We start from the raw sequence: 26,469 nt of genomic DNA on the forward strand, positions 1-26,469 counted from the left end.
CTTTGAGCTCGGCGGGACATGGGGGTGTCGCGGTTTCATCGGGAGATGAGGCCGGGCATGACCGGTTACCGAGTGCGTGGCGGGGGACCTGTGGGCGCGGGGGCCGCTGGGTGGCGATCTGGCCGGTCGGGCCTGAGCGGGACGTCTCGGCGGTGACCTGGCCGGTCGGGCTTGAGCGGGACGTCTCGGCGGTGACCTGGCCGGTTTCCATGTCTGGGGCTTCGATGCCCGCCGATGCCATCGTGTCGAGTGCGGATGATGGTCTTAGTCGGTTGGGCAGACCTTGTTCATGTGTTTCTTGTCCGCTGTCAGGCGGAGGTGCCTTTAGTTATTTTCCGGGGTTTTAGTGAGTAGTTCTTCTTAGTCCCAGGTGGTGCCGGCGGTGCGGGAATAGCTGTCCCAGGTGGTGCCGGCGGTGCGGCTGTAGGAGTCCCAGGTGGTGCCGGCGGAGCGGTTCGAGTTCGCGGAGTTCGTCATTTCTGTGTCTCTTTTCTGGAGGGCTGTGTATTTGTTCTCGCACAAACAACTCTGCGGGAATCGCAACCCACAAACCAGATGAATGGGCGGCAGCAAGCTGCACCGCTGTGACCGCTTCCTGCCATGCTGATAAGAGATGTATCGCCCCGAAGCCTGACGCAAGGCATCATCGCAGGTCAGGAGGTTGGACGACCTGCGGGCCGAGCGCGTGGTCGGCCCGCGCACGAAGCTCGGTGGCGCCCAGCCGGGAGATCGGAACGGCCGGCGGAACCCGCTGCTTGGCCGAGCGTAAGGGGACGGCCCGGCCGTCGATCGCGATGTCGAGCGGTCCGAGGACGAGCAGCCGCATGGCCAGCCCTCTTCAGCCGTGAACGACGTGATCCGTTCACCGCAAACAAGAGCGTCCTATCGTGCACCTATAAGGTCACCGGTCTGGGGCCGCCTGAGCATCGAGCTTAAAATACCGAGTGGCTTCGTCGATGCTGAAACTTGATCGGAGCCTGCAGGCCGAGTTCTGATTGGCGAACATACCTGGTTTCCATAAAGCCTCGCTGCGCGGAACCGTGGTCTGCCAGTCCACGGCCACCACCCATTGGGCTGTGGCAACGCATCGAGCCGTTGCTGCCGACGATCGAACGCCGCTACCGCAATCCCGGACGCAAGCGGATCGACGACCGCAAAGCGTTGTGCGGGATCTTGTTCGTGCTCTACACCGCCATCCCGTGGGAGTTCCTGCCCCAGGAGCTGGGCTTCGGCTCGGGGATGACCTGCTGGAGACGGCTACGCGACTGGCACCAGGCCGGCGTCTGGGATCGGCTCCATCAGCTGCTGCCGGCTGAACTGCATGCCGCTGACCGGCTGGATTGGTCCAAGGCGGTGATCGACAGCTCTCACGTCCGGGCGCTCAAGGGCGGCCCAAAACCGGACCGAGCCCGGTCGACCGAGGCAAGACCGGCTCCAAGCACCATGTGATCACCGACGGGAACGGCATCCCGCTGGCGGTCGGGCTCACCACCACAACGACATTCTCCAGCTCATGCCCTTGATCGAGGCGATCCCCCCGGTCCGCGGCAAGGTCGGCAAGCCCCGCCGGCGGCCCCGGACGCTGTACGCCGACCGCGCCTACGATCACGACCGTTACCGCCGTCAGGTGCGGGAGAAGCGGATCGAGCCGATCATCCCCCGCCGCGGGACCCCACACGGCTCCGGCCTGGGCGTACATCGATGGGTGGTCGAGCAGACGATCGCCCTGCTGCACTGGTTTCGCCGATTACGCATCCGCCTGGGAGATCCGCGACGACATCCATGAGGCCTTCATGATCCTTTCCTCAGCCATCATCTGCTGGCGCCGACTCAACCACTAATCGCATTTGGTTAGTAGTTCTAAAGCGGGTGCCTCTGGCTCATGGCGCGCCTGTCAAGACTCCTGTCGCGCGGGGCTGGACAAGCGGGTGTATCACGTTGGGCCTGTTGGTGATGACGCCGTCCACCCGGTCGGAGATGAGGCGGCGCATGATGTCGGGGTCGTTCACGGTGTAGGCGAAGACCTTCATGTGGTGACGATGGACGCCCTGGACGTACTCCAAGGTGAGCCGCTTGTACGGCGTGTCGATGTAGCTGGCGAACCCGGCGAGCTCCGGGATCTGGGCGGGGGTCGGCGTGCCGAGCAGGCCGATGGGCACTTCAGGGATTTCCTGGTGGAGCTTTCGCATTGAGTCCCAGTCGAATGACTGCACGACGAGCCGGCCGGGGCGCAGCCATGAGGGGTTCTGCCGCAGCTCGCGGGCGACGCGGGCCTCGATACCCGGGGAGAGCCGGGGCGACTTGATCTCCAGCATCAGGCCGAGCCGGCTTCCGTCCATCGCGCGCAGCGTTTCCGCGAGCGTGGGCACCTGTTCACCGCTGTATCTCCGGGCGAACCAGTAGCCCGCGTCCAGCTTCTGGATCTCGGCGAGGGTGAGGTCGCCGACCCGCCAGGGCGCCCGGTCCGGGAAGACCCTTGCGACGTTGGTGGTACGGGTGAGCGTTTTGTCGTGCATGACGACCAACTGGTGGTCCTTGGTCTCCCGGATGTCGAGCTCGGACATGTCGGCATGCTGCTGTTCCGCCAGCTTGAAGGCGGCGATGGTGTTCTCCGGGGCCTGCGCGGACGCCCCCCGGTGGGCGACATTGGTGATCGTGGACGTCGGTGCGGCGGTCGCAGCGGGCACGGCCGCTGTCAGGGCCACCAGCGTGGTCGTGATGGTGAGGCCGAGTCGTCGCAACATGGGTCTCCTCAGGCTTAGGCAGACACCTTCGCCCCAAATCTGACATTTATCCGCGACGAGTAGTTGACGCATGAGTAACCCATGAATGCCGCATAAATGAGGATTTGATACGCAGCTGGACATCGGGAACCGCCCTGGCACAGCCAGTAGGTACCGGACACTCGTTCCTGGGTAAGGGTGGGCATCCGCCAAGCGCCGACGAGGTAGCTGACCAATGCCTAGGCGCCCCCTCCGGTGACCTGCGCTGTAGGCGGGATTAACGAGGATTTCACCTGGCTGAACGGATCCTTTCGCCTTCACGGTCAAGCCCCCAGGCAGGCGACGCACCAGTTCAGCGGGCCATGAGCACGTACGTGCGGCAGCATTCGACCAAGGGGAACTTAACAAGGCGGACTTCGGCCACTGACCGACGTCACCCGGCTGCGGGAACTGCCGCGGCGAGCCGACCGCCGCCCTCATGCCGGCGACGCGCGCCGGGACCCACGGCTTGCGTGTGGCGCCGGAGTCGGCATTACCGGCACCGCGGTGCTCGTGCCGGGATCAGCCGAGCAGCGCGCCTTCGCCACCGCGTCGACCTCCCCACGCTGCCGTAAGGGAGTTCGGGTACGCCGACGACGGTGCGCGCCGACCTCGCGGCCACAGGTCCAGGAACTGCTGCTTGGCCCCGTCGTCATACGCCAGATCGACCGCTCACCCCATGCGGCCGGACAGATCGAGGTCGGCGGCGCCCAGATGCTGACCTTCATGACCAGGGGCGACAGATTTCCCGGTCCAAGGCGTTCCTGTGGGCCGGGACCTTTATTGACGATCAGGTTGCGTCCTCGAAGATGCTGTCCAGCAGCGCCGTACGGCAACACCGCCCAAAGCGCCCCCGTCGAAGGTCAAGGATCTTGCTAGCACGCTTGCTAACACTGTCCCTGGGCGCTGGTGGACACCAACGGAAGTCGATCAAGGATGGGTGCGCTCTGAGCAGGTACCCGCGACATCCCTAGACATCGATGGACGATCCTCGGCCGACTTTTAATCCGCAGCTGGCCGAGAATCTGTCCGCGTAAGATGGGCCGCTGTGCAACGGCTTGCCCTCTTCGACCTGGACAACACGCTCGTTGACCTTGACGAGGCGTTCCGAGCGTGGGCTAGGGAGTTTGCCGACGAGCGCGACCTGGGTCCCGGGGCGGTTGACTGGCTGTTCGCTCTCGACAAGGACGGTTTCCCACACCGTGAGGTCTTCTTCACCAAGGTACGAGGCCACTTCGCTCTACCGGATTCGGTCGACGAGCTGTGGCGTCGCTACCGTCAGCGCATGCCGAACCTGGTCCACTGCTGGCCCGAGGTTCTTGACGGGCTGTGCGGACTTCGTGCGTCTGGGTGGCTGGTGGCGATCGTGACCAACGGCATGGCGGACAACCAGCTTGGGAAGATCCGCAACACGGGTCTGGCCGATGTCGTGGATGCATGGGCACTCTCGGGGGCCGAAGGAATCCGCAAGCCCGAGATCGGGCTGTTCGAGATCGCCGCCAAGCGCTGTGGTGTGACCCTCGATGGTGGCGGTTGGATGATTGGGGACAACCTCGTCGCTGATGTCGCCGGCGGACGCGCCGCGGGTCTGCGCACGATCTGGGTCGACCGCGGCACGCGGCCCGACAGCGAGCACGGCGCCGACCACGTCGTTTCCGACGTCATCCAAGCGATAGAGATAGTGCGGGAGGAGCGGTAGCCAGTCGCTGTGTACAGCTCAGCCGGACGACTGCACTACAGCAGCCCGTACAGCAACACCGCCTCATACGATCACCCGCCACCACACCGCATCAACCGCCCGAGCAGGACGGGGAGCCGTCGACAAGGGCTGTGCCCCTCACTCGTAATGAAGGGGTCAAGGGTTCGATTCCCTTAGGCGGCTCCAGTTCAAAGGCCCTCCCGGATGATCCGGCTTGGGTTCTAGTGATCGTTGCAACACCTGATCTGTTCAGGAGTTGCAGTGTTCGAGATCCGGCAGGTTCGTTCGCCGCAGGGCCGGAAGGGCCTTTTTCATGGGCGTACAGCATGGACTATGACCGTCTGCTACAAGGCAGCGCCGCGCGTTGCGCACGCGTCGTTCGGCGCGCTTGGCACCTACCAGTATGGAGCGGTCCGAATCGCGTCGGCGGCGGCCCGCAGAAGGCGACGACTCTCAGGATGACACTCCGTAGCGGGTGGCGATCGTGGCGGCGCGGTTGCGCAGGGAATTGCGCAACCACTGCGGGGCGAGGGCTTCCGCGTTCGTGGTGAGCTGCCACAGCGCCCATTCGGCGTGTCTCGGATCTTGGAAGGTCACCTCCAGCCGCAGCCAGCCGTCTGAGTCGGCTTCTTCGGCCCGGACGGCCAGCGCGGTGCCCACCAGGTCCTCCCGCCGCGCCGGGTCCACCCGTACCAGCACGGTGACTTGGTCGCCGCCGGTCCGAAACTGGGTGCTGCGTTCCTGCCAGGACCGGTCCAGATCGACCCGGTCTGGTCGCTGTGCGGGTTCGGCGAGTTCCTTGGCGGCCAAGACCCGGGACAGCCGGTAGGTGCGGTCCGCGCCAGACCTCGTGGCCAGCAAGTAGCCCCGGTCGCGTACGGTGACCAGGCCGATCGGGTCCACCGTGCGCCACTTCGGGGTCTGGTCCACAGCCGCGTAGTGGATGCGCAGCTTGTGTCCGGCGAGCACCGCGCGCAGGACCTCGGCCACTATGGTGTCAGGCGCCTCCTCACCGACCAGCCGACGCGAGAGGAGGTCGGTCTCCGGGTCGATGAGCAATCGCTCAGCCGCGTCGGCCGCGGTGTCCCGATAGCTTTCGGGTAGCGCGTCAACGACCTTGAGCATCGCCGAAGCGAGCGCCGAGCCGAGGCCGAATGCCTGCGCGCCGCGCCGCGATCCGGCGACCAGCAGGGCAAGGGCCTCGTCGTGGTTCAGTCCGGTGAGCTCGGTCCGGAAACCAGGCAACAACGCGAAACCGCCGTGCCGGCCGCGTTCGGCGTAGACCGGGACGCCGGCTGCGGACAGCGCCTCGATGTCGCGCAGCACGGTGCGGGTGGATACCTCCAGCTCGCGGGCCAGCGCGGTCGCGGACAGCCGACCATGCTGGCGCAGCAGCAGCACCAGCGAGACCAACCGGTCGGCGCGCATACGAGAACTTTACCGAAATACACGACACAAGATGTCGTGATTTGTTGGGAGGCTCATCAACACAACCAAAAAGATGGCGGCTACCGAGCCGATCGACGTACGTAATGTCGACGAATCGAATGGAGCTAATGTGGCAATGGAGCGAACTGCGGTCAACCCGTGGGCGTGGTCGGTGGAGCTGGGGTACAACCAGGGTGAGATCGTCTCTGGGCACACCCGGACCCTGTACTGCGCCGGGCAGACCGGGATGAGCGGCGACGGCAAGCCCCAGCATACCGATGACATGGCGGCGCAGTTGGCGCTGAGCCTCGACAACCTGGAGGCCGTGCTCGGCGAGGCCGGCATGTCCCTCGCGAACCTCGTCCGGCTCAACGTCTACACGACCGACGTCGATCGGCTCTTCGAGCACTACGGCGTGCTGGCGTCGCGGTTGGGCGCCGCCGGGGTGGCACCGTCCACCACGATGCTCGGGGTGACACGGCTGGCGATCCCCGACCTGATGGTCGAGCTTGAGGGGACCGCCGTCGCCTGATGAGACCTCGCCGCCTCCGGCAGGGCTGCCGGAGGCGGCACGAGGAGTAGGCAGGTGGGTGATTTCCGGTGCTCAGGATGGTGACAATCGGCGTCTATGGCTTCGGCGGCGAGTCCTTCCTGCAACGACTGCGGCACGCGGACGTTCCTCCCAACTGAGCACTCGGCGGGCGGGCGCATCGACGTCGAGAAGACGTACGGCGCGCGGGTCCAGCCACACCACCTGCCAGTACGAGCAGTCGTCGATGAGGGTGGCCACGGCGCGCCCGCACCGCGCGCACGCCAGGTTCGGGCCGTCCCTGCCGTCCAGACCGCAACAATAGCCGTCGCATCGCTCCGGAATCAGAACGGTCCCGCGAACGTCACCCGGCGCGACCGCTCCCGGCGACCCGTACGACAGAGCGTAGACCGGCGCGTACACGCCGCGGGCTTCCGCTTCCTCCGCGCCGATCTCCTTCCACTGCCGCCACGGCGGCCCGGAGGGTTCTGGGTTCACCGCGTAGGTCCCAGGCTCAAGAAGCGCGGGAAGCAGTTCATGGCCGTACTTCTGATGGGCGTGGGCGTGGGCGTGGGCGGGGAGCGCGAACTGCGACACCGGTGAGGTCAGCAAGGCACCACAGTCCACACACGTGAACACGATCATGTGCCCTCCTGCGTCACGGTGCCCAGATCATCTTGGCTCAGAGTCAATCTTTGGGGGAATCACTCGACGCCGATTCAGCGAGAGGCCACGCCGCAACTCACGAGGGATGAAGAATGCTGTACAGCAACACCGTCTTACGCGATACATGGCACCGACCCGTATCTACCTCCTGACCAGGGGACGAGCTGTGTGACATGCATGCCGCCCTTCCCTACGGATCGTCAGAAGGTGCCTGGCTGGTGTTTTACTTGTCCCGGCTCCAGATTTCGGTGCATCGAGGGAGGTCCTCGATGCCTCCGCCTTCAGGGATCATGCCCCAGAGGAAGGGGATCAGGTACTGAGGTGGTTCGGCCAGGAGCACGGCTAGTTCGTCCTCGGCGACGGTGAGGGTGAATGCCGAGCCCGGTTGCCCGGAGTTCCATCCCTGTTCGATGGCTCGCCGGATGCATCCGGCGACGAGGGCGGGGCGGACCGCGATCGTCCGTTCTCCGAGCCAGTTGTCCGGCCGAGCGCAGGGAAGTGACACCACGAGAACACGCCCCGGCTCCTCGGTCCGCTCAACGGTGACGGTGAGGGGACTCCAGCCGTTGCCCTGGTGGTAGGTGGGCTTGTGCCGGATCCGCCAGCGGAAGGCGGTGCCGTCGACGTTGATGAGCCGTGAGCCCTTCCTGGGCATCGCCATGGGCGCCTCCAAGCTTCTGCTCTGTTCCGTCGCTGTTCCGTGGAAGTACCAAAGCAGCGAGAAGTGACGCGAGACGCCCGCAAGCGTAACCGCTGCTCATCCCCATGATCGAGCTGTTTTCGCAGGTGACTTGATCACGCATCGGAGATCACCCAAGTCTGCGAGGGCAGCATAGGTCGCGGGTGTCTGCCCTTCCTCTACGGGAGCGTCAGAAGGTTACGGGTTCAGAAGGTCAGGTTCTCTAGGCGGTCGAGCAGGTCGAACTAGGGCTGTGGGAGCAGCACCGTATCGGCGCATCCGACGGCTCGATGTCGTCGAAGCCGTCGGCGTCGGAAGCGCCATTCTGTCAAGATCGCCGCATGCTGCGACTAGTCGTGACACTTCTGGCGGTGGTGCTGCTCCTCAGCGGTGGCCCTCTGCTGGTCGGACCGCGCACGTTTGAAGACGAAGCCGCACAAGCCGTCTGGACCTGGAGGACCAGCGGTGCCGCGGAGATCTGGCGCAAGGGTTTCGTCCCGGTCGGGGACCTGAGCGTGATGCCGCCGGAGGTGCATAAGCGGATCGAGCATGATGAGGAGTACGGCTGGGTTGTGGCCGGCTCGCTGCCCGCTCCGCCGGCCGGGGCGCAGGTCCGCTGGGACGACGGATCCACGATGGCGGTTCCTGTGATCGGGCCGCGAAAGGCGCTGCTGGCTCGGTCCCCCTGGCCTGAGGAGTACACCTTCCCCGACGACAAGGAGTACAAGCTGACCGGCGCAACCTTCACGACGATGCGGCTGAAGACCGTACGCGGCATGGCAACCGTGCCCGCGTGGCGGCTGTACTTCTCAAACCTGCCCGGCCCTATTGACCAGCTCGCGGTCGATCAAGAGGCGGTCGGTACCGTCGAAGGCGCCGTCGGCGACCATCTGCCAGGCGACGTCACGGACTTCGAGGTGCTCGACGAACGCATGCTGCTGGTGAGCTACGAGTACGGCTCCTGCAACGGCGAACCGCTCGACGTCAGCCTACGAGTGAGCGAGGAGCCCGATGTGGTGGTCCTGGGGCTCGACATCCCCGATCAGGGCGCCGGCCCGTGCGCAGGTACCGGCCGTCCGGCCAGGACGTCATCAGACTCGACGAGCCGCTGGATGATCGCGTGGTTTTAGACGCATTAAGCAGGCTCCCCGTCCTATGTCATCGTGCGCCGGACGCGTGCGGTCCCAGGAACGGGTGACGTCGCCCTCGTCCGCCCCGGAGAAGAATCCCGCAGCCCTCCTCCGTCGGGCCTTGCCCATCGGGTGACATGACCGAGATGACAGCAACGTCCCCACACGAGGGCATACTCCGGCAGCCGTCCACAACCCTCTGACCACGGTCTCCAATACGCGAGCAGGGCGATCGGCCCACCTGAAACGCAGAAGGTCCGCGGTTCGACCCGCCCCTGACCACACCACCTGAACAGCCCAAACGCCACGAGCGATCATGCTCTGGGGGGTTCTTGTTTGGCTTTGACGACAGCGCTGATGACAACGTGCATCTATGGGCACTGTGCGGCTGACCCCGTTTTGTCGGCGTCGATCGGTAGCATCCTTCGTGCTTCAGTGCAGGTGCGTCGTCGGCTGAGAGGACGAATCGTGGGCGCTGCAGGGTGATATTACTTCACGCCGTATCAACAGGATGTTCCGGCTGCACTTGCGGCGGCTCATGAACGTGCGTTTCGGGAAGGCGACTACCTCTGGCTCTACGACGGGCGCTGGGGACATCCTGAACGGCCTCGGCCTTTCATGGTGGAAGAGCTGTGGCAGGACGAGGGCATAAGGCATTCGTTCACTCATTCGGTATTGGACATTTTCACGGTTCTTGGCGAGGGCGAAGAGGCAGAGGTCTGCGCAGCCAGGCCGCTTACCCAGGAGGAGATAACCCGAGTGCTCGGCTCGTCGCGGCCGACGCGCGCCGACTTCGAGAGGACATACGAGAAGGCATACGAGGAACTGGACAGCCCGATCGAGGACCGCGGCCACGCGTGCTAAGTGTCCGTTGACGTAGAGTCCGCCGACACGCGCAGGTGACTGTAGAAGGAGCTCTGATGGTACGGACGACCCCGCCGCGACCGGTTGACATCGCTTCCATATTTCCTGAGCTGGCTCCGCTGGCCAGGCAGGCGGTTCGGCTGCATCCGCGCCCCGGAACACCGACTCCTTACGGGAGTTCCATTGGTGGCCCGCTGCTCTGGCCCGCGAACGAGGAGTGGCCGGTCTGCGCGGAAACGCACGATGATTGGCAGCTGCCGGTGTCGCTGGACGACGTCCGTAGGCGTCGTGCCCTGCTGGAAGCAGCATGGCTTCGTCCCCGTGGCCCTAAGGAGAACCTGCTCTCCCCAGAGGAGCAGGCCCTATTGGACACTCTGCAAGCAGGTCACCCCTGGCACGGCGAGCCGAACGCCCTGCTGCCGGTCGCGCAGCTCTACCTGCGCGACATCCCAGGGCTGACCGGCCCCGATGGGGCGGATCTGCTCCAGGTGCTGTGGTGCCCTCTCGACCACGACGAAACCTCACTGCCTGCGACCCGCCTGGTGTGGCGAGACGCCGCGAGCGTGGTCGAGCCCCTGGTCAGTCCGCCGGAGCCGGCCGATGTCGACCACGACGGCAACTACGTCCCCGAACCCTGCATCCTTCACCCGGAGCCCGTCACCGAGTACCCGGCTCCACACGAGTTGCCAGAAGAGCTCGCGGAGCGTCTCACTGCCTGGGCCGCACGGAAGGGGCCAAGAGCCACCCGGAGGATGAAGATCACGGAAGAGGTCACGCTTACTACCAGTATGAGCTGTCCGTTGCCCCCGGATGGAAAGTCGGCGGGTGGGGGCCATGGAGCTTCTGCGACCCGTGGCCCATGCTCTGTGCCACCTGCAAGACCGAATGCCGGCCGCTGCTGACCGCCAGCTCCGGTGAATGGGACGGTGGGAGCGGAAGCTGGATTCCCCTCGAAGACCGCGTACCGCCGGCTGGACCAGTGGGTCTCCGCGAGCCCTCCGACCCTCCAATGGTCTCCATCGGCCGCGGCTACAACATGCAGATCTACATCTGCCCGGTGTCGTTCGACCACCCGCATCTGGAGAACATGCAGTGAGTCCTCTCGGCCTGCCCCTCCGCTGCCCTCCCTCTTGAGTGGATCGCGACGCGGCACACGTTGGGCGCTCGTTTGGGAGCGCACTGGGGGCACATCGCAGCGGAAACCGGCGGCAAGCGATGGCAACAACGGAAGCGTTTTTGCAGGTCGAAGGCGTCTTGCGCGCCGTCGCCGCAAGCTGCAGCAGACTGGGGTGGTCGAAGCTGTGGATGCGTGCGCGCTTGCGGGATGCTCCCCGGCAACGCGCCGGGGAGCATCTTTCTGTCGCCGCCAAGGGCGCGATGATCCTGGCTGACTATGCTTCAGCCTTTGTAGTTGAAGATCTGGTGCAGGGTGTGCTGGATCTCCACCAGGTCCTTCTGGTCTTGCATCACCTGGTCGATGGACTTGTACGCTTCGGGGTGCTCGTCCACCAAGGCGGCGGCGCGGTCTGCGTTCCAGGTTCGGCCGTGCATCGCTTCGGTGAGTGACTTGGCTGATAGCTCTCGCTTGGCTCGGCTGCGGGACATTCGGCGGCCGGCGCCGTGGGAGCAGGAGTTGTAGGAGTCGGGGTTCCCAAGTCCGCGGACGATGTAGGACTGGGTGCCCATCGAGCCGGGGATGACGCCCTCGTCGCCGGTGTCGGCTTTGATGGCTCCCTTGCGGGTGATCCACAGCTCCTTGCCGTTGTGCGTTTCCTGCTGGGTGAAGTTGTGGTGCGAGTTGATCGTGCGGACGCGCTGGCCCTTGCCGACGACGCGGAACAGGGCGTTGATCAGGACCTTGTCCATGCGGGCGCGTGAGGCCATGGCGTAGCGCTGGGCCCACAGCATGTCCTCGATGTAGGCGGTGAACTCCGGTGTGCTCTGGATCAGGTAGGCCAGGTCGGGGTCTTCCAGGCCGATGGCCTGCTTCTTCATGAGCTTCTTGGCGTCCACGATGTGCATCGTGGCGAGTTGGTTGCCGATGCCTCGTGAACCGGAGTGCAGCACGGTCCAGACCCGGTCACGTTCGTCGAGGCAGACCTCGACGAAGTGGTTGCCGGAGCCGAGGGTGCCGAACTGCTCGGCTACCTTCTTCGTCTGCTTGGGGTTCAGGTCGGTGTGGGGGAGTCCGAGTTCGCTGAGGGCTCGGTCCATGGACGGGTCGGCGTGGCCCTTGCCGACGCCAGCCGGGATGCGGTGCTCCACCATGGGCATCAATGCGGCCAGTGTGTCAGGCAGGTCGGCAGCGGTAAGCGTGGTCTCGGTCGCGACCATGCCGCACCCGATGTCCACACCCACGGCGGCCGGAATGATCGCACCCTCGGTAGGAATTACGGATCCGACTGTTGCGCCAATGCCGATATGGGCATCCGGCATGAGCGCGACATGACCCGAAACGAAACGCAGGCGGGCGGTACGTGCCGCCTGCTCGATCGTGCCCGGATCTATTTCGCTGGCCCACGACAGAAGGTTCGGTGCGATTTGGTTCGGCATGGTGGATCTCCTCTTTGATCGAGATCTACTTTGCCCAAGTCCTCGCTGATATCCCACTCATTATTCAACGCTCCCGCGCGGCTTCACCTCGGAGTCACCCCGTCTGCCCGTCGCCGCTGCCTGATCGTTCGATGGCCCTCGGTCGGCGTCAACGCCGTCTGTTGCCGTTGGAGATGGGGCAACGGTGTACGTCGCTGGTGAATGGACACGCGAAGTCGGGCCGCCGCCCTGCGGGCGGCTAGCGCTCCCGGGCGAGAGGCTTGGGGGCCGGTCCCGGGGGTGCGCTGTCCTCAGGCGCCGGCCCCGACAGATGCGACCTGTACACCAGTGAGGCAGTCATCAAGACGCCCCACGATCGCCAGGAAGTTGCCGATCAACGTACGGGGTTGGGGGCGATCGACGGTCCGGCGCTTCGTTCCTGAGCCAGCCCACCGAGCGTCTATCCATGCCGTCTCGTTGAGCTGCTAAGGGGATCGGACGCGAGAGAGCCCCCGCCTGAGCGGGGGCCCCAGTCCAGCACTTATGCGCCCAATGCCCCGGCCTTGACACCCCTTACGAAGGCCAACCACGCGCCGGGCTCAACCACCAGGGCCGGACCAGTTGGGTTCTTGCTGTCCCTGACTGCGAAGATGCCGGGCAGGTTCGATGCGACCTCCACGCAGTTGCCCGTGTCTGCGCTGAAGGTGCTCTTGCGCCACTGTGCGTGCCGAAGGTCAACAGTCACTTTGGCTCACCACTTCCTTGATCAGCTTGACCGACTGCTTGAACGGTAGGGCCTCGGCTCTGATCGCGTCATATCGGAGTGCCAACTCTGCGATTGTCTGGCGATCTTCCAGCGTGCGCCCTGTGGGCTGGCTATCTGTGTAGGCCGCGTAGGGGGACCCGTTCCGTTCGGCGATGATGAACCCGCCTGACAGCCCGCAGTGTGCCTCAGTGGCGTAGGGCACGACCTGAATCGTCACCCTGGGGTGTTCGGCGACTTCAAGCACGGACTCTAGTTGCTCCCGCATCACTTCGGGGCCTCCGATGGACCGACGTAGCACGGCCTCATCCATGAGGAAGCTGAACATGGGCGGCCGGTCTCGATGCAGGATCGATTGGCGTTGCATTCGGCCTGCTAGGCGTTCCTCTACCTCCTCCCTGCTGACGCCTGGCGAGGTGAGGAACATTTCACGAGCGTAGGCCTCCGTCTGCAGTAGGCCAGGAATCAGCATCGGTTCCCAGCTTCTCAGCGCGGTGGCGTCCTGCTCCTCTTCGAGCCACGGCCTGAAATATTCCGGCGCTTTGTTCCATGTGGTGGCGATGTAGAGGCGCGTCATCGCGCCGTCAAGTCCTAAGGCCTGATCGCAGAGCTGGGCGAATCGTTCGGATGGCGGCCGTCTGCTCGCTTCCACCATGCCCACCATGGATTCACTGAACCCGACGCGTTTCGCTAGTTGCTTCTGCGTGAGCTTGGCGTCAGTTCGGTGTTTCCGCAGTTCGAAGGCAAACAGGGCGCGAGGGGACTCGTGGGGGTCTATCTCCCTGCTGGCAGACAATGGCTCACCTACCGTCCAATTAGGGGGTATTACGGACACCATACCGACCACCGCACAGGAAGTGTGGTGGGGTTGTACGCCGATTCCACTACCGATCGTAGCCCGCTGTCGCCAATCTGATAAGGCGAAGTCTCCAAGACGCATGGACCATTTCCGGCGACACGAAAAGGCAAGCGCATGAGGATGGGAAGCCTGCTAGGCGTTACCGATCTGGTCGGTTCTCCCGAGTCAGTCTCACAAGCACGCGATTACGTGAGGCAGAAACTCGGCGAGGATCATCCGGCTTTGGATGACGTGACCCTACTGGTTTCCGAAGTCGTCACGAACGCTGTGGTTCATTCCGACTCACGAGACGGCGGAAGGGTGACGCTCGCCATTGCTGATTGCTACGACCTCATACACGTTGACGTAGTGGACGCCGGAAGCGCTACAGCCCCGCGCGTTCGCGGGGACATGTTCGCCGAAGGCGGGCGAGGTCTGATGCTCGTTGAAACGCTCTCGCATCGCTGGAACGTCTACGACGACGCCGCCGGGCGAACGGTTTGGTTTCAGATCAAATAAAAGCATGGGGGTGATAATGGTCTTTCATGTCCCCGACAGCGGGAACCGTCCTGAACCTACCGAGGAGCAGAAGCGCGCCACTCGCGGCACAGCGGCCATGGCCTCCAAGACGGTAGCCGACAGCGTAGAGACCGACCGTCAGCAGGAGCAGGCGCTCCACCTGATCGAGCGCTGGGGCCCGGACCGTGAAGGCTTGGAGCAGGCGGCTATTTCACTCGGGGTTGATCCCCTGACGGACGAGGAGATCCGTCCCTAAAGCGGGGGGAGGCGGCGCGTGGTGGAATTCCTCGCATAGGAGCCGGGGCGTTCTCTTCCCTTATCCCGCGCGCCGTCGCCCTCATCCATGAGGACGAATAATCGGAAGAAGGGTCACATAAACCCTTGACGTCGGCTCGCGGCACTCCCGTACGAGGTCAGCCACCCATCAACCGGAGGACTCCCCAGGGTCCCGTTCCCGTGCGAGCTTCCGAGTTGCCGAGATACGCCCCCGTACGACCTCAGCCCAGAACGCCTCACCATGCCGGTAGCCGCTTCCTGCGAACCGCCACTCCCCGACGGTGACCGTCTGCCGCTCTCCAGGGTCAGGCAGGCCCCGTCGTTGCCGAGACTGTTCAGCCTGATGTTCCGCGCGAGCCTGCCGCAGCGTGCCAAGGCTTCCGGGAAGAGGCGGGGGTTTCGGCGGGTCGCTCATTCCGGGTCCTGGCGGCGCCGGGCCGCGCGCGGCTCCCTTCGCCGGGTACGCACGGGCTCCTCGCAGTCGGGGGCGGGCGGCAACTTCGCCGGGTCGACCTTCTCGGGGAAGATCTGTGGCCGGCGCCTCCCCGCCGGACGGGTGAGTTCGGTACGCAGGACGATCTTCAGAACCTGGATCGCGCGGACCTGGCGCTTGGAGGTCGGTGCCCAGAGAGCCGTCAGCCCAGCGGCGACCACGACGATCGAGATCGCGAGCGGCACGATGGCGGCACCGACGCCGACTGTCTTGAAGAACTCCACCACGGACGGCCTCCTGGCAGCGCGAAGCTGACCAGAGGTCTCTCCCGCCCGTGAGTGGCGGACCGGCAGCACCGGGGGCCCATAGGAGGCGGCACCGTAATGACGACGCTGTCGCGAAGGGATACTCCCCCCTGCTACCTACCAAGAGTACGAGGCACGCCGCCACCGGTCGAGGGCCAATTCGGTGGCTTAGGCCGTTGATAGGGAGCCAGGCCGTGGCCCCGATGGATGGCGGCATGAGCAAGGATCAGGGTTCGAAGCGGAGAGCAAGGTCAGGGGCCGTGCCGCAGGTTGGGCAATCTGGGAGAAGTCCGGAACGCGGCTCATTGCCGGAAAGTCCCCGGACAGGGGCTGGTGACCCTAGAAGACCCCAGAAGGTCGGGCTGGGGGCCCCGGAGGCCGGGGATGAGGCCTAACGTGAAGGGGGTTTCGCGGTTCGCCGTAGGCTGGCGGTCTGACCGGTAACACCCGCACGCACGACAGGAGGCCCCCCGGTGCTCGTTGACTCCTTCGGGCGAGTGGCGACCGACCTCCGGGTCTCGCTGACCGACAAGTGCAACCTTCGCTGCACTTACTGCATGCCACCGGAGGGGCTCGACTGGTTGCCCAAGCCCGCCCTGCTCACCGCGGACGAGATCTGCCGCCTGGTGACGATCGGCGTCGAGCGGCTCGGCATCACCGAGGTCCGCTACACCGGCGGCGAGCCCCTGCTCCGGCGCGAGCTCGTCGAGATCGTCACGCGCACGGCGGCGCTGCGGCCCCGGCCCCAGGTGTCGATCACCTCCAACGGCATCGGCCTGGCCCGCCTCGCCGCGCCGCTGGCCGCCGCGGGCCTCGACCGGGTCAACATCTCGCTGGACACCCTCGACCGCGAGGCCTTCGTACGGCTCGCGCACCGCGACCGGCTGGCGGACGTCGTCGCGGGTCTCGCCGCCGCCGACGCGGCGGGCCTTCGCCCGGTCAAGGTCAACGCGGTCCTCATGCGCGGCGTCAACGACCACGAGGCGCCCGAGCTGCTGCGGTTCTGCCTGGAGAAGGGGTACGAGCTGCGGTTCATCGAGCAGATGCCGCTTGACGCGCAGCACGGCTGGCGCCGCGAGGACATGGTCACCGCCGACGAGATCCTCGCCATGCTGACCCCCGAGTTCACCCTCACCCCCGACGACCCGGGGGAGCGGGGCAGCGCCCCCGCCGAGATCTTCCTCGTGGACGGCGGCCCCGCGCGGGTCGGGGTCATCGGCTCGGTGACCCGCCCGTTCTGCGGGGCCTGCGACCGCGTGCGGCTGACCGCCGACGGCCAGATCCGCAGCTGCCTGTTCGCGACCGAGGAGTCCGACCTGCGCGCGGGCCTGCGCGCGGGCGCCTCGGACGACGAGCTCGCCGCGCGGTGGGTCGCCGCCGTGCGCGGCAAGCGGGCCGGGCACGGCATCGACGATCCGAGCTTCCTGCAGCCGGCGCGCCCCATGTCGGCCATCGGCGGCTGAGGTGCCCCCCGGGGAGCACGCGCCCCCGCGCGGCCCGTACGAGCAGGCGGCCCCGCCAGGTACCTACGAGCATCCGGTCCCACCCGGCCAGTACGACCAGGCGGCCCCGTCCGGTCCGTACGAGCCGGTGGACCCGTCCAGTCCGTACGAGCCGGTGGACCCGTCCAGTCCGTACCAGCAGGTGGACCCGCCCGGGCCGTACGACGCGGTGGTCCTGGCCGGGGGCGGGGCGCGCAGGCTCGGGGGAGGGGACAAGCCCGGCGTAAGCGTGGGCGGTCTGACGCTGATCGAGCGGGTCGTCGCCTCGGTCCCGGACGCCGTCCGGCTCGTCGTGGTGGGGCCCGAACGTCCCGGCCTGGCGGGCGCCGAGTTCGTCCGGGAGGACCCGCCCGGAGGCGGACCGGTCCCCGCCCTTCGCGCGGGACTGGCGAGGGTCTCCTCGCCGTGGGTGGCGCTGCTGGCGGCCGATCTACCGTTCCTGCTGACAGGACATGTCAAGGCGCTACGCGCGGCGGCGGGGCCGCGGCCGGGTGCTGTGCTGGTGGACGACGGCGGGCGCGAGCAGTGGCTGACCGGCGTCTGGCGCACGGACGCGCTCGCCGGCGCGCTGGCGGCGTACGACGGGCGGTCCCTGTACGGGCTGCTCGGCCCGCTCGAACCGGTACGGCTCAGCCTGGTGGTGGGCGACGACGGCCGTGTTCCGTGGTTCGATTGCGACACGTTCGACGACGTGAGTGACGCCAGGAAGCGATTCCCGAGCGTGACCGACAAACGTTGAACGGGCTTTGTCGTTCGCCAATGATTAGGACGAAAGGGATCTCATGAACGTGCTGGTCGAGTGGACGGCGCTGGTCTGCAAGGAGTTGGGCATCGACCCGGAGAAAGTGGATCGCGACGCGGTTCTCGACCTGACCAGGGACGTCGCCCACGGGGTGGCCCGGCCGGCGGCGCCGCTCACGGCGTACCTGCTCGGTCTCGCGCAGGGCGCGGGCACCGCGTCACCGGAGGCGCTGGAGCGCCTGTCGACGCTGGCGCGGAACTGGGGTCAGGCCACAGCGGAGACGCTGGGTGACCGTTGAGTCAGCCTAATTACATAATTTCGGATGTTTAAACGCGGAAATGGGCGAAGCCGGGTGGTTACGGGGGCAAACCACCCGGCTTCGCTTCATCGGCGTTCCGACGGGGGCCCGGAACGCCGGCAGTAGCGCTCCGACGGGGGACCAGAGCGCTTGTCTAAAGCGTACACCTACAACCCATGGGGTGCGTCAAGACTTTGTCACGACCCGATCTCGCGTCGGTGCCTTGGTATCTCGGTTTGGTTAGGTAGTTCCGAGTCAATGGGCGAGCTCACACCACGAGTCGGCTCGTTGGCCCCGATGACGGCAACGTAGGGCAAAAAGATCGCCCCGGCGACGAGCAGCGCTCTGATCGGCCAGGGTACGTTGAGCACGACGGCAAGGATGAGGCACAGGGTGCGGATGCCCATCTGGATGAAATAGCGCTTCTCCCTGCGGCCGATGTCGGCCGTGAGCGAGGGCCTCGCGTCGGTGACCTGATGTACGACCGTACGGCCATGCCATACCTTCACAAGTTCCACGGTAGACCTTCGGGCAGGGGGGTCCGACGGCGGCCGTGGGAGACCCGGCCGTCATACGATCAAGGCCGATGGTGAGGAGAGTCGCATGAGCGATCGTACGTACCGCGTGACCGAGATCGTCGGCACGTCGTCGGAGAGCGTGGACCACGCGATCCGCAACGGGATACGGCGTGCCGCCGAGACGCTGCGGCACCTCGACTGGTTCGAGGTCACCGAGGTCCGCGGCCATATCGAGGACGGCGAGATCGGGCACTACCAGGTGGGCATGAAGGTCGGCTTCCGCCTGGAGGACTCCTGACCCCTCGGACGGCTCCCAGAGCCCCGTGAGAGCCCTGTGAGAGCCCTCTGAGGCCGGTGCCGAGAGACAGAAGGGCTCCCGGCACCGGCGAAGGCGCCTCAGCTGGCCTTGCTGACCGTCGACATGTTGAAGTCGGGCACCCGCACGGCCGGCATGATCGTGCGGGTGAAGTAGTCGTTCCACTCGCGGGGAAGCGTCTGCTCCTCCCGGCCGATCTCGGTGAGCCGGCCGAGCAGGTCGACCGGGCTCTCGTTGAACCGGAAGTTGTTGACCTCGCCCACGACCTCGCCGTTCTCGACGAGATAGACGCCGTCACGCGTGAGGCCGGTCAGCAGCAGCGACTGGGGGTCGACCTCGCGGATGTACCACAGGCAGGTGAGCAGCAGGCCCCGCTCGGTGGAGGCGACCATCTCGTCCAGCGAGCGCCCGCCCCCGGGCCCCGACATGATCAGGTTGTCGATCGGCGGGGTCACCGCGAGCCCGGTCAGCTCGGCGGAGTAGCGGGTCTGCAGCAGAGCCGCCAGCGAGCCGTCGCCGACCCAGTCGGTGGCCGACAGCGGCAGGCCGTTGTCGAAGACCGACCGCTCGCGGCCGCCCGCGTGGGCGACCACGAACGGCGCGCACTCGATGCCTCCGGCGGCCGGGTCGCTGTGGAGCCGGACGGCGGAGGCCGACAGCGACTCGCCCACCCGGGTGCCGCCGCCGGGCTTGGAGAAGACCGTGCGGCCGTCGGCGGCGTCCCTGGCCCCCGCCGACCAGTAGAGGTAGATCATCAGGTCGGCCACCGCGGTGGGCGGGATCAGCGTCTCGTAGCGGCCGGCGGGCAGGTCGACGCGGCGCTTGGCCCAGTCGAGGCGGCGCGCGAGCGTCTCGTCCAGCGAGGCGACGTCGACGTCGGTGAAGTCCCTGGTGGCCACGCCGGTCCAGGCGGAACGGCTCATGTCGGGCGACTTGGCGTTGAGCTCCAGCCGGCCCGTCGGCTGGTCGTGCCGGAGCCGCAGCCCGGTGGAGGAACCGAGGAACGTCGAGGTCACCGTGTGCTCGGCGAAGCCGTACAGCTTGCGGTTGGCGGTCTCGGCCCCGGCGAACGCCTCGCCGAGCGCCGGCGCGAACTCGCCGAACACGCCGATCGAGGTGGACTCGGCCGGCCGGTCCCAGTCGGGCGACTGGGCCGCCGCGACCAGCGGCCGGGCGTCCTCGGCGGGCGGGGCCTGGTGCGAGGCCAGGTCGGCCGCGGTGACGACGTCGGCGAGCTGCTCGGGACGTACGGCCGAGCGCGAGACGACGCCGACGCCGCGCCCGGTGATCGAGATCACGGTGAGCTGGGACGAGCGCGCCACGCCGTTGGTGGTCAGGGTGTTGCCGGCGAAACGGAGGTTCGCCGTGGACCCCTCGTTGACGATCACGACGCAGTCGTCCGCCTTGCTGAGGGCAAGGGCACGATCGACGGTCTCCTGAGGAGTCACTTTCCGCCCTCCTGAACAGTGTTGAGGATCTTGACTCCGCGGAACAGCGCGGAGGGGGCGCCGTGGCTCACCGGCGCGACCTGGCCCGGCTGGCCCTTGCCGCAGTTGAAGGCGCCGCCGAGCACGTACGTCTGCGGGCCGCCCACCGCCTCCATCGACCGCCAGAAGTCGGTGGTGGTGGCCTGGTAGGCGACGTCGCGCACCTGCCCGGTGAGCCGGCCGTTCTCGATGCGGTAGAACCGCTGGCCGGTGAACTGGAAGTTGTACCTCTGCATGTCGATGGACCAGCTCTTGTCGCCCATGACGTAGAGGCCGCGCTCGACGCGGGAGATCAGCTCGTCGGTCGAGGGGCCGTCGAGCGCGGGCCGCAGCGAGACGTTGGCCATGCGCTGGATCGCGACGTGCCCGGGGGAGTCGGCGAACGCGCACCCGTTGGAGGAGCCGAGGCCCTTCAGCAGCGCCATGCGGCGGTCGAGCTGGTAGCCCACCAGCGTGCCGTCGCGCACGATGTCGAACTGCCGTGTCGCCACGCCCTCGTCGTCGTAGCCCACCGAGGCCAGGCCGTGCTCGGCGGTGCGGTCACCGGTGACGTTCATGACGGGCGAGCCGTACTCCAGGGTGCCGAGTTTGTCGAAGGTGGCGAAGCTCGTGCCGGCGTAGGCGGCCTCGTAGCCGAGCGCGCGGTCGAGCTCGGTGGCGTGCCCGATCGACTCGTGGATGGTCAGCCACAGGTTGGAGGGGTGGATGACCAGGTCGTAGGTGCCCGCCTCGACGGAGGGGGCCTTGAGCTTCTCCTCCAGCAGCTCGGGCAGCGTGGCGAGCTCGGCGGGGAAGTCCCAGCCGGTGCCGGTGAGGTACTCGTACCCGCGGCCCACCGGAGGGGCGAGCGTGCGCATGTCGTCGAAGCGCCCGTCGGCCGCCCGCATCACCGTGAGGACCGGGTGGATCCTGACCCGTTGCTGGGTGGCCTCGGTGCCGGCGGTGTCGGCGTAGAACTTCTGCTCCTTGACCTGCATGAGCGAGGCCGAGACGTGGTCGGCCCTGGGATCCTTCAGCAGGCCGGAGGACCAGTCGGCCAGCAGGTCGGCCTTGTCCTTCAGGGGCACGGTGAAGGGGTCGACCTCGTAGGGCGACACCCAGGTGACGCCCGCGTGGACCGGCTCCGGGGCCAGCTCGACGGGCTCGCGGTTGACGGCGGCGGCGACCTTGGCCACCTCGACGGCCTGCTCGGCGACCGCCGCGGCGGCCTGCGGGGTCAGCTCGATGCCCGCCGCGAAACCCCAGGTGCCGCCGCGGATGACCCGCACGGAGTAACCCAGGTCGTCGGCGTCGATGGAGCCTTCGAGGCGGGCGTCGAAGAGGTTCAGCGTCTCGCCGCGCACGCGTTCGAGCCGGAAGTCGGCGTGCTCGGCGCCCAGCTCACGGGCACGTTCAAGGGCCGCGTCCGCCAGCTGCCGCAGCGGCAGGGCGAGAAAGTCGGGATCGATCTGGCGCATGTCCACGATCCTAGCCCTGTGATCTTGTACGGCGCGGATAAGGGTTTACCTGTGAGTAGGCGATAGCGTCGTTGCCATGGCTCGTTCAGTACTGGTAACCGGTGGAAATCGCGGCATCGGCCTCTCTATCGCCCGCGAGCTGGCCGCGGCGGGTGACGCCGTCGCCGTCACCTACCGCTCGGGAGAGCCCCCCGAGGGGCTCTTCGGCGTCAAGTGTGACGTCACAAGCTCAGAAGACGTGGACGTCGCCTTCTCCAAGGCGGAGGCCGAGCACGGGCCGGTCGAGGTCGTCGTGGCGAACGCCGGCATCACCAGGGACACCCTGCTGCCGCTGATGAAGGAAGAGGCCTTCACCGACGTCATCGACACCAACCTCACCGGCGCCTACCGCGTCGCCAAGCGGGCGACGCGCGGCATGCTGCGGATGCGGCGCGGGCGCATCGTCCTCATCTCCTCGGTCGTCGGCATGCTCGGCTCGGCCGGCCAGACCAACTACGCCGCCTCCAAGGCCGGCATGATCGGCTTCGCCAGGTCGCTGGCCCGCGAGCTCGGCTCGCGCGGCATCACCGTCAACGTCGTGGCCCCCGGCTTCGTCGACACCGACATGACCGCCGCGCTCGAGCCCGAGCAGCAGCAGGCCATCCTCAAGAACATCCCGCTCGGCCGCGCCGCCAGCGGGGCCGACATCGCGCGGGCGGTCAAGTTCCTGGCGAGCGACGACGCCGCCTACATCACCGGGGCGGTCGTCCCGGTCGACGGCGGCCTTGGAATGGGGCACTGACATGGGAATTCTCGAAGGCAAGCGGCTTTTGGTGACCGGCGTGCTCACCGACGCCTCGATCGCGTTCTCCGTGGCCAAGCTGGCCCAGGAGGAGGGCGCCCAGATCGTGCTCACCGGCTTCGGCCGGCTCAGCCTGGTCGAGCGCATCGCCAAGCGGCTTCCCGAGACGCCGCCGGTGGTCGAGCTCGACGTGCAGAACACCGACCACCTCGACACCCTCGCCGACCGCGTCGGCGAACATCTCGGGGGTCTCGACGGCGTGGTCCACTCGATCGGCTTCGCGCCGCAGACCGCGCTCGGCGGCAACTTCCTCAACACCACCTGGGAAGACGTGGCCACGGCCGTGCACGTCTCGACCTTCTCGTTCAAGTCGCTGGCGGTCGCCTGCCTGCCGCTGATGAAGGACGGCGGCGCCGTCGTCGGCCTCGACTTCGACGCCTCCAAGGCCTGGCCGGTCTACGACTGGATGGGCGTGGCCAAGGCCGGCCTGGAGTCCTGCTCGCGCTACCTTGCCCGCGACCTCGCCAAGCAGGGCATCCGGGTCAACCTCGTGGCGGCGGGCCCGCTGCGCACCATGGCGGCCAAGAGCATCCCCGGGTTCAAGGAGTTCGAGGAGAGCTGGCCGGCCAAGGCCCCCCTCGGGTGGGACCTCGCCGACCCGGCCCCGGCCGCCAAGGCCTGCGTGGCCCTGCTGTCCGACTGGTTCCCTGCCACGACCGGCGAGATCGTGCACGTCGACGGCGGCGTCCACGCCATGGGCGTCTGACGCGCCTCCACTCCCGGGTCAGGCCAGGCGGTGCCGCCCCGCGTCGGGGCGGCGCAGGCCCTCGAACGGCATCGACCGCGGCTCGCCGTCGATCCTGCGGGCCTGCACGATGCGGGTCGCCAGGATCGCCGAGGCCAGCAGCGCCGCCGTCAGGGCGGTGCCCACCACGTCGTAGGGCGGCCTGGTCGGCACGACCTTCCGCGCGTCCAGGCGGCCGGCCAGCACCGGGAGGGGCTGGCCCGGCCACAGGGGCGTGAGCGGCGGCGACTCCACGTCGGCCGAGGGCGGTGTCGACGGCGGGGCGGACGGCGTGGCACGCTCCACCGTGCCACCGAGGGCACCGTGGTCGTCGAGCCCGGTGCCGCCGGTGCGGGTGCCCTGCCACGGGGAGCCGGCCGGTGGCGGCGAGGACTGCCCCCGCGGAGCGGGAAGCGGGGCCGGCACGGCGGGGGGGTGGCTCGGAATGGAACGGTCCCGTCCGGCGGGTGCCCTCGGGGCCGCGGAGGGCTCGGCCTGCCCGCAGCCGGGCGCCGAGACCACCGGCAGGCACCCGGCGTCGATGTCGACCCCGAGCAGGCCCGCGGCGCCGGAGGCCTCGCTCGGCTCCGCGCTCGGCACCGGCGTGGCGGTGGGCGGGGCCGCGGCGCCGGGGGGATCCACCGTGGCGCCGAGGATCCTGTCGGCCGTCTTCCCGAGGGTGTCGGCGACCGGCTTCAGCGTGTCGTTCGTGAGGTCGTTCAGGGGGCCGGTGACCGGCGTCGCCTTGCCGCCCGTGAGGTCGTCCACCGTTCCGGTGACCCCGCCCACCAGGTCGCAGACCTGGCCGGTGAGGCTGGACAGCGGGCCTGCGCCTCTGTCGCAGTCGGTCACGCGTAGCAAGGATGGCGAGGACGCCGTGGCGGGCGCCGCCACCAGCAGCATCGTCCCCCCGCTCAGCGCGAGCGTCAGCGCTCCCGCCGAGATGGCGGTCGTCCCCTTACGCATGGTTCCCCTCCATCGTCATCCACACGCGTAGTGGAGACGCGGGCTCCCCTCCCGCTGTCTCCTCGACCATCGTGTGCCAACACGCCGGTCTTTCCATGAAAAGGTGCGATTCGGTACCGAGTAGTGATACGCGAACGGAATTCTGATTCGGTCGATCGCGAGGCTCACGCTGGTCGGCGGAGACGTCGTCCGCGAGGCTCGCGCTGGTGGGCGTAGGTGTCGTGCGCGAAGCTCGCGCTAGTCGGCGGAGACGTCGTCCAGGGCCTCGCGTATCTCCATTGGCAGCGTCAGCTCCTCCGCCTGCAGTACGCCCTTGAGCTGAGCGTGGGTGCGCGCTCCCACGATGGCCGCGGCCACCCCCGGCTGGTCGCGCACCCAGGAGAGGGCGACCGCGAGAGGGGACACCCCGAGCCCCTCGGCGGCGGTGGTGACCGACTCGACGACGCGGCGGGACCGCTCGTCGAGATACGGCTGGACGAAGTCGGCGAAGTGCGGCGTTGCGGCCCGCGAGTCGGCGGGGATGCCCACGCGGTACTTGCCGGTGAGCACTCCCCGGCCGAGCGGCGACCAGGCGAGCACCCCGGCGCCGACGTGCTCGGCGGCGGCCAGGACCTCGCGCTCGGCGTCCCTGGCGAGCAAGGAGTACTCAACCTGGGCGGACACGATCGGCGCCCGCCCGGGAGCCGCCCGCTGCCAGACGCCCGCCGCCGCGAGCTGCCATCCGGCGTAGTTGCACACCCCGGCGTACATCGTGCGGCCGGAGGACACGGCGGTGTCGACGGCCGCCAGCGTCTCGTCGAGGGGCACCTCGGGATCGAAGGCGTGCAACTGCCACAGGTCGACCTCCTCGACCCCCAGCCGGGCGAGGGAGGCGTCGAGCGCGGAGATGAGGCTGCGGCGCGAGGCGTTCCTCGAACGGGGCCCGCGGGGCGTGAGGACGGCCTTGGTGGCGACGACCATCTCAGAGCGCGGCACGGAGTCGCGCAGCAGGCGGCCGAGCAGCCGCTCGGCGTCGCCGCCGGCGTAGACGTCGGCGGTGTCCACCAGGGTGCCCCCGGCCTCGGCGAACGCGACGAGCTGCGCGGCGGCCTCCTCCGCGCCGGTGTCACGCCCCCAGGTCATGGTGCCCAGCCCCACCCGTGACACCGAAAGACCGCTACGACCGACCAATCGCTGATCCATGATCCGGCCAGGTTACCGCGTTGGAACGTCTCACTTCCCTCGATGGCGCAGGACGCGCCCCGAGGGCTCGCTCCTCACGGAACGTTCACTCCCGCATCACCTTCGCGACCATTACTTCACCGGTTCCTCGCCGGGTCCTCACCCGCCGTGCTGACCGGGACGCCGGGGCTGCCCTAGGCTGGCGCGCACTATGGACGCACTGCAAGCGATCGTGCTCGGCATCGTGCAGGGGCTGACCGAGTTCCTGCCGATCTCCAGCTCCGCGCACCTGCTCATCGTTCCCCGGCTGTTCGGCTGGTCCGACCCGGGCGCCGCCTTCACCGCCGTGATCCAGCTCGGCACCATGCTCGCCGTGGTCATCTACTTCTGGCGCGACATCGTGCGCATCGTCTGGACCTGGCTGCGCAGCCTGTGGACCCCGGAGCTACGCGGCGACATGGACGCCCGCATGGGGTGGTACATCGGCCTCGGCACGATCCCGCTCGGCCTGCTCGGCGTGGTGTTCAAGAGCCAGATCGAGGGCCCGGCGCGCAACCTGTGGATCAACGCCACCGTGCTCATCGTGTTCGGCCTGCTCCTGCTGCTGGCCGAGCAGCTCGGACGGCAGCGAACCGCCATCCACGAGCTGACGCTGAAGGACGGCCTCATCATCGGCGGCTTCCAGGCGCTCGCCCTGGTGCCCGGCGCGTCCCGCTCCGGCTCGACGATCACGGGCGGGCTCTTCCTCGGCTTCACCCGCGAGGCGGCCGCCCGCTACTCGTTCCTGCTCTCCATCCCCGCCGTGGTGCTGTCGGGGCTGTTCGAGCTGAAGGACGTCGGCGCGGGCGGCGGCCCCGACCTCGTGCCGACCCTCATCGCCACCGTCGTGTCGTTCGCCGTCGGGTACGCCTCGATCGCCTGGCTGCTGCGTTACATCACCAAGCATTCGATGATGGTTTTTGTCACCTATCGCGTCTTCATCGGCGCCTTCCTGTTGACACTGTTGTCTCTAGGGGTGATCACGGCCCAATAGG

At 67.4% G+C, this 26,469-nt stretch carries 27 protein-coding genes and 1 pseudogene; 14 read left to right on the plus strand and 14 right to left on the minus strand.

Going from position 1 to position 26,469, the window contains the following annotated elements:
* Positions 1–643 precede the first annotated feature (643 nt).
* Positions 644–826 (minus strand): hypothetical protein, encoded by a 183-nt coding sequence (locus tag ACOZ38_RS17200; protein WP_424531772.1) that lies wholly within the window; start codon positions 824–826, stop codon positions 644–646.
* A 242-nt stretch (positions 827–1,068) separates the two neighbouring features.
* Here ACOZ38_RS17200 and ACOZ38_RS17205 point away from each other — a divergent pair.
* Positions 1,069–1,841: pseudogene (locus tag ACOZ38_RS17205) on the plus strand (IS5 family transposase).
* A 39-nt stretch (positions 1,842–1,880) separates the two neighbouring features.
* Here ACOZ38_RS17205 and ACOZ38_RS17210 read toward each other — a convergent pair.
* Positions 1,881–2,744 (minus strand): glycerophosphodiester phosphodiesterase, encoded by an 864-nt coding sequence (locus tag ACOZ38_RS17210; RefSeq protein ID WP_424531773.1) that lies wholly within the window; start codon positions 2,742–2,744, stop codon positions 1,881–1,883.
* Between the two features lie 1,066 nt (positions 2,745–3,810).
* On the opposite strand from ACOZ38_RS17210, the gene ACOZ38_RS17215 reads away from it, so the two are divergent.
* A complete protein-coding gene (locus ACOZ38_RS17215; RefSeq protein WP_424531775.1) occupies positions 3,811–4,461 on the plus strand; it encodes an HAD family hydrolase in 651 nt (216 codons plus the stop codon).
* A 453-nt stretch (positions 4,462–4,914) separates the two neighbouring features.
* Here the strand turns inward: ACOZ38_RS17215 and ACOZ38_RS17220 are convergent, their stop codons facing one another.
* Positions 4,915–5,889, minus strand: coding sequence for a helix-turn-helix transcriptional regulator (locus tag ACOZ38_RS17220; protein WP_424531777.1), 975 nt, complete (start codon positions 5,887–5,889; stop codon positions 4,915–4,917).
* Between the two features lie 136 nt (positions 5,890–6,025).
* Here ACOZ38_RS17220 and ACOZ38_RS17225 point away from each other — a divergent pair, with 136 nt between their 5' ends.
* A complete protein-coding gene (locus ACOZ38_RS17225) occupies positions 6,026–6,421 on the plus strand; it encodes a RidA family protein (protein WP_424531779.1) in 396 nt (131 codons plus the stop codon).
* A gap of 72 nt (positions 6,422–6,493) precedes the next feature.
* Here ACOZ38_RS17225 and ACOZ38_RS17230 read toward each other — a convergent pair whose 3' ends face one another.
* Both ACOZ38_RS17230 and ACOZ38_RS17235 read right to left on the minus strand, forming a co-directional pair.
* Entirely contained in the window at positions 6,494–7,063 is a 570-nt protein-coding gene (locus ACOZ38_RS17230; protein WP_424531781.1) for a hypothetical protein, read from the minus strand.
* A 244-nt stretch (positions 7,064–7,307) separates the two neighbouring features.
* Complete coding sequence (locus tag ACOZ38_RS17235; protein ID WP_424531782.1) at positions 7,308–7,745, minus strand: hypothetical protein; 438 nt, start codon at positions 7,743–7,745, stop codon at positions 7,308–7,310.
* 359 nt (positions 7,746–8,104) lie between these two features.
* Here ACOZ38_RS17235 and ACOZ38_RS17240 point away from each other — a divergent pair, with 359 nt between their 5' ends.
* Together ACOZ38_RS17240 and ACOZ38_RS17245 are read left to right on the plus strand one after the other, a co-directional pair.
* The gene (locus ACOZ38_RS17240; RefSeq protein WP_424531783.1) at positions 8,105–8,893 is read left to right on the plus strand and encodes a hypothetical protein; all 789 of its coding nucleotides are present in this window, start codon (positions 8,105–8,107) and stop codon (positions 8,891–8,893) included.
* A 618-nt stretch (positions 8,894–9,511) separates the two neighbouring features.
* The gene (locus tag ACOZ38_RS17245) at positions 9,512–9,757 is read left to right on the plus strand and encodes a hypothetical protein (protein ID WP_424531784.1); all 246 of its coding nucleotides are present in this window, start codon (positions 9,512–9,514) and stop codon (positions 9,755–9,757) included.
* Positions 9,758–11,155: 1,398 nt separating this feature from the next.
* On the opposite strand, the gene ACOZ38_RS17250 is transcribed toward ACOZ38_RS17245, so the two are convergent.
* The 3 genes from ACOZ38_RS17250 to ACOZ38_RS17260 form a co-directional block, all read right to left on the minus strand.
* Positions 11,156–12,310 carry an RtcB family protein gene (locus ACOZ38_RS17250; RefSeq protein ID WP_424531786.1) on the minus strand — a complete coding sequence of 385 codons (1,155 nt, stop codon included), beginning with the start codon at positions 12,308–12,310 and terminating at the stop codon, positions 11,156–11,158.
* A gap of 520 nt (positions 12,311–12,830) precedes the next feature.
* On the minus strand, positions 12,831–13,034 hold the full coding sequence (locus ACOZ38_RS17255) for a DUF397 domain-containing protein (RefSeq protein WP_424531787.1): 204 nt from the start codon (positions 13,032–13,034) through the stop codon (positions 12,831–12,833).
* A complete protein-coding gene (locus ACOZ38_RS17260) occupies positions 13,024–13,992 on the minus strand; it encodes a helix-turn-helix domain-containing protein (RefSeq protein ID WP_424531788.1) in 969 nt (322 codons plus the stop codon). The genes ACOZ38_RS17255 and ACOZ38_RS17260 overlap by 11 nt, the downstream gene beginning before the upstream one ends.
* A 33-nt stretch (positions 13,993–14,025) precedes the next feature.
* Between ACOZ38_RS17260 and ACOZ38_RS17265 the strand changes: the two genes are divergently transcribed.
* Positions 14,026–14,409, plus strand: a complete 384-nt coding sequence (locus ACOZ38_RS17265; protein WP_424531790.1) for an ATP-binding protein — start codon at positions 14,026–14,028, stop codon at positions 14,407–14,409.
* 16 nt (positions 14,410–14,425) lie between these two features.
* Positions 14,426–14,665 (plus strand): hypothetical protein, encoded by a 240-nt coding sequence (locus tag ACOZ38_RS17270; RefSeq protein ID WP_424531792.1) that lies wholly within the window; start codon positions 14,426–14,428, stop codon positions 14,663–14,665.
* Between the two features lie 431 nt (positions 14,666–15,096).
* Here the strand turns inward: ACOZ38_RS17270 and ACOZ38_RS17275 are convergent, their stop codons facing one another.
* Positions 15,097–15,405 (minus strand): hypothetical protein, encoded by a 309-nt coding sequence (locus ACOZ38_RS17275; protein WP_424531793.1) that lies wholly within the window; start codon positions 15,403–15,405, stop codon positions 15,097–15,099.
* A 491-nt stretch (positions 15,406–15,896) separates the two neighbouring features.
* Here ACOZ38_RS17275 and moaA point away from each other — a divergent pair, with 491 nt between their 5' ends.
* The 3 genes from moaA to ACOZ38_RS17290 are packed head-to-tail and all read left to right on the plus strand — an operon-like array spanning position 15,897 to position 17,965.
* Positions 15,897–16,886, plus strand: a complete 990-nt coding sequence (gene moaA, locus ACOZ38_RS17280; RefSeq protein ID WP_424531795.1) for a GTP 3',8-cyclase MoaA — start codon at positions 15,897–15,899, stop codon at positions 16,884–16,886.
* Between the two features lies 1 nt (position 16,887).
* Complete coding sequence (locus ACOZ38_RS17285; protein WP_424531797.1) at positions 16,888–17,664, plus strand: NTP transferase domain-containing protein; 777 nt, start codon at positions 16,888–16,890, stop codon at positions 17,662–17,664.
* A gap of 43 nt (positions 17,665–17,707) precedes the next feature.
* Positions 17,708–17,965 carry a DUF6457 domain-containing protein gene (locus ACOZ38_RS17290; protein WP_405147986.1) on the plus strand — a complete coding sequence of 86 codons (258 nt, stop codon included), beginning with the start codon at positions 17,708–17,710 and terminating at the stop codon, positions 17,963–17,965.
* Positions 17,966–18,162: 197 nt separating this feature from the next.
* Here ACOZ38_RS17290 and ACOZ38_RS17295 read toward each other — a convergent pair whose 3' ends face one another.
* Positions 18,163–18,474 (minus strand): DUF3099 domain-containing protein, encoded by a 312-nt coding sequence (locus tag ACOZ38_RS17295; RefSeq protein WP_424531799.1) that lies wholly within the window; start codon positions 18,472–18,474, stop codon positions 18,163–18,165.
* A gap of 94 nt (positions 18,475–18,568) precedes the next feature.
* Between ACOZ38_RS17295 and ACOZ38_RS17300 the strand changes: the two genes are divergently transcribed.
* Positions 18,569–18,781 (plus strand): dodecin, encoded by a 213-nt coding sequence (locus tag ACOZ38_RS17300; protein WP_405147989.1) that lies wholly within the window; start codon positions 18,569–18,571, stop codon positions 18,779–18,781.
* A 98-nt stretch (positions 18,782–18,879) separates the two neighbouring features.
* Here ACOZ38_RS17300 and ACOZ38_RS17305 read toward each other — a convergent pair whose 3' ends face one another.
* Both ACOZ38_RS17305 and ACOZ38_RS17310 read right to left on the minus strand, forming a co-directional pair.
* Positions 18,880–20,247, minus strand: a complete 1,368-nt coding sequence (locus tag ACOZ38_RS17305; protein WP_424531801.1) for a metallopeptidase TldD-related protein — start codon at positions 20,245–20,247, stop codon at positions 18,880–18,882.
* On the minus strand, positions 20,244–21,743 hold the full coding sequence (locus ACOZ38_RS17310; protein WP_424531803.1) for a TldD/PmbA family protein: 1,500 nt from the start codon (positions 21,741–21,743) through the stop codon (positions 20,244–20,246). Before ACOZ38_RS17310 ends, ACOZ38_RS17305 begins: the two co-directional genes overlap by 4 nt.
* Before the next feature lie 76 nt (positions 21,744–21,819).
* Between ACOZ38_RS17310 and fabG the strand changes: the two genes are divergently transcribed.
* Both fabG and fabI read left to right on the plus strand, forming a co-directional pair.
* A complete protein-coding gene (gene fabG, locus ACOZ38_RS17315; protein WP_424531804.1) occupies positions 21,820–22,524 on the plus strand; it encodes a 3-oxoacyl-ACP reductase FabG in 705 nt (234 codons plus the stop codon).
* Between the two features lies 1 nt (position 22,525).
* Entirely contained in the window at positions 22,526–23,290 is a 765-nt protein-coding gene (fabI, locus tag ACOZ38_RS17320) for an enoyl-ACP reductase FabI (RefSeq protein ID WP_405147995.1), read from the plus strand.
* Between the two features lie 18 nt (positions 23,291–23,308).
* Here fabI and ACOZ38_RS17325 read toward each other — a convergent pair whose 3' ends face one another.
* Together ACOZ38_RS17325 and ACOZ38_RS17330 are read right to left on the minus strand one after the other, a co-directional pair.
* Positions 23,309–24,274 carry a hypothetical protein gene (locus ACOZ38_RS17325; protein WP_424531806.1) on the minus strand — a complete coding sequence of 322 codons (966 nt, stop codon included), beginning with the start codon at positions 24,272–24,274 and terminating at the stop codon, positions 23,309–23,311.
* A gap of 237 nt (positions 24,275–24,511) precedes the next feature.
* The gene (locus ACOZ38_RS17330; protein ID WP_405147998.1) at positions 24,512–25,456 is read right to left on the minus strand and encodes an aldo/keto reductase; all 945 of its coding nucleotides are present in this window, start codon (positions 25,454–25,456) and stop codon (positions 24,512–24,514) included.
* A gap of 190 nt (positions 25,457–25,646) precedes the next feature.
* Between ACOZ38_RS17330 and ACOZ38_RS17335 the strand changes: the two genes are divergently transcribed.
* Positions 25,647–26,468, plus strand: coding sequence for an undecaprenyl-diphosphate phosphatase (locus ACOZ38_RS17335; protein ID WP_405148000.1), 822 nt, complete (start codon positions 25,647–25,649; stop codon positions 26,466–26,468).
* The last annotated feature ends 1 nt before the right edge of the window (position 26,469 follow it).

This window comes from Sphaerisporangium viridialbum (assembly GCF_049674955.1).
GTDB lineage: Bacteria > Actinomycetota > Actinomycetes > Streptosporangiales > Streptosporangiaceae > Sphaerisporangium > Sphaerisporangium viridialbum.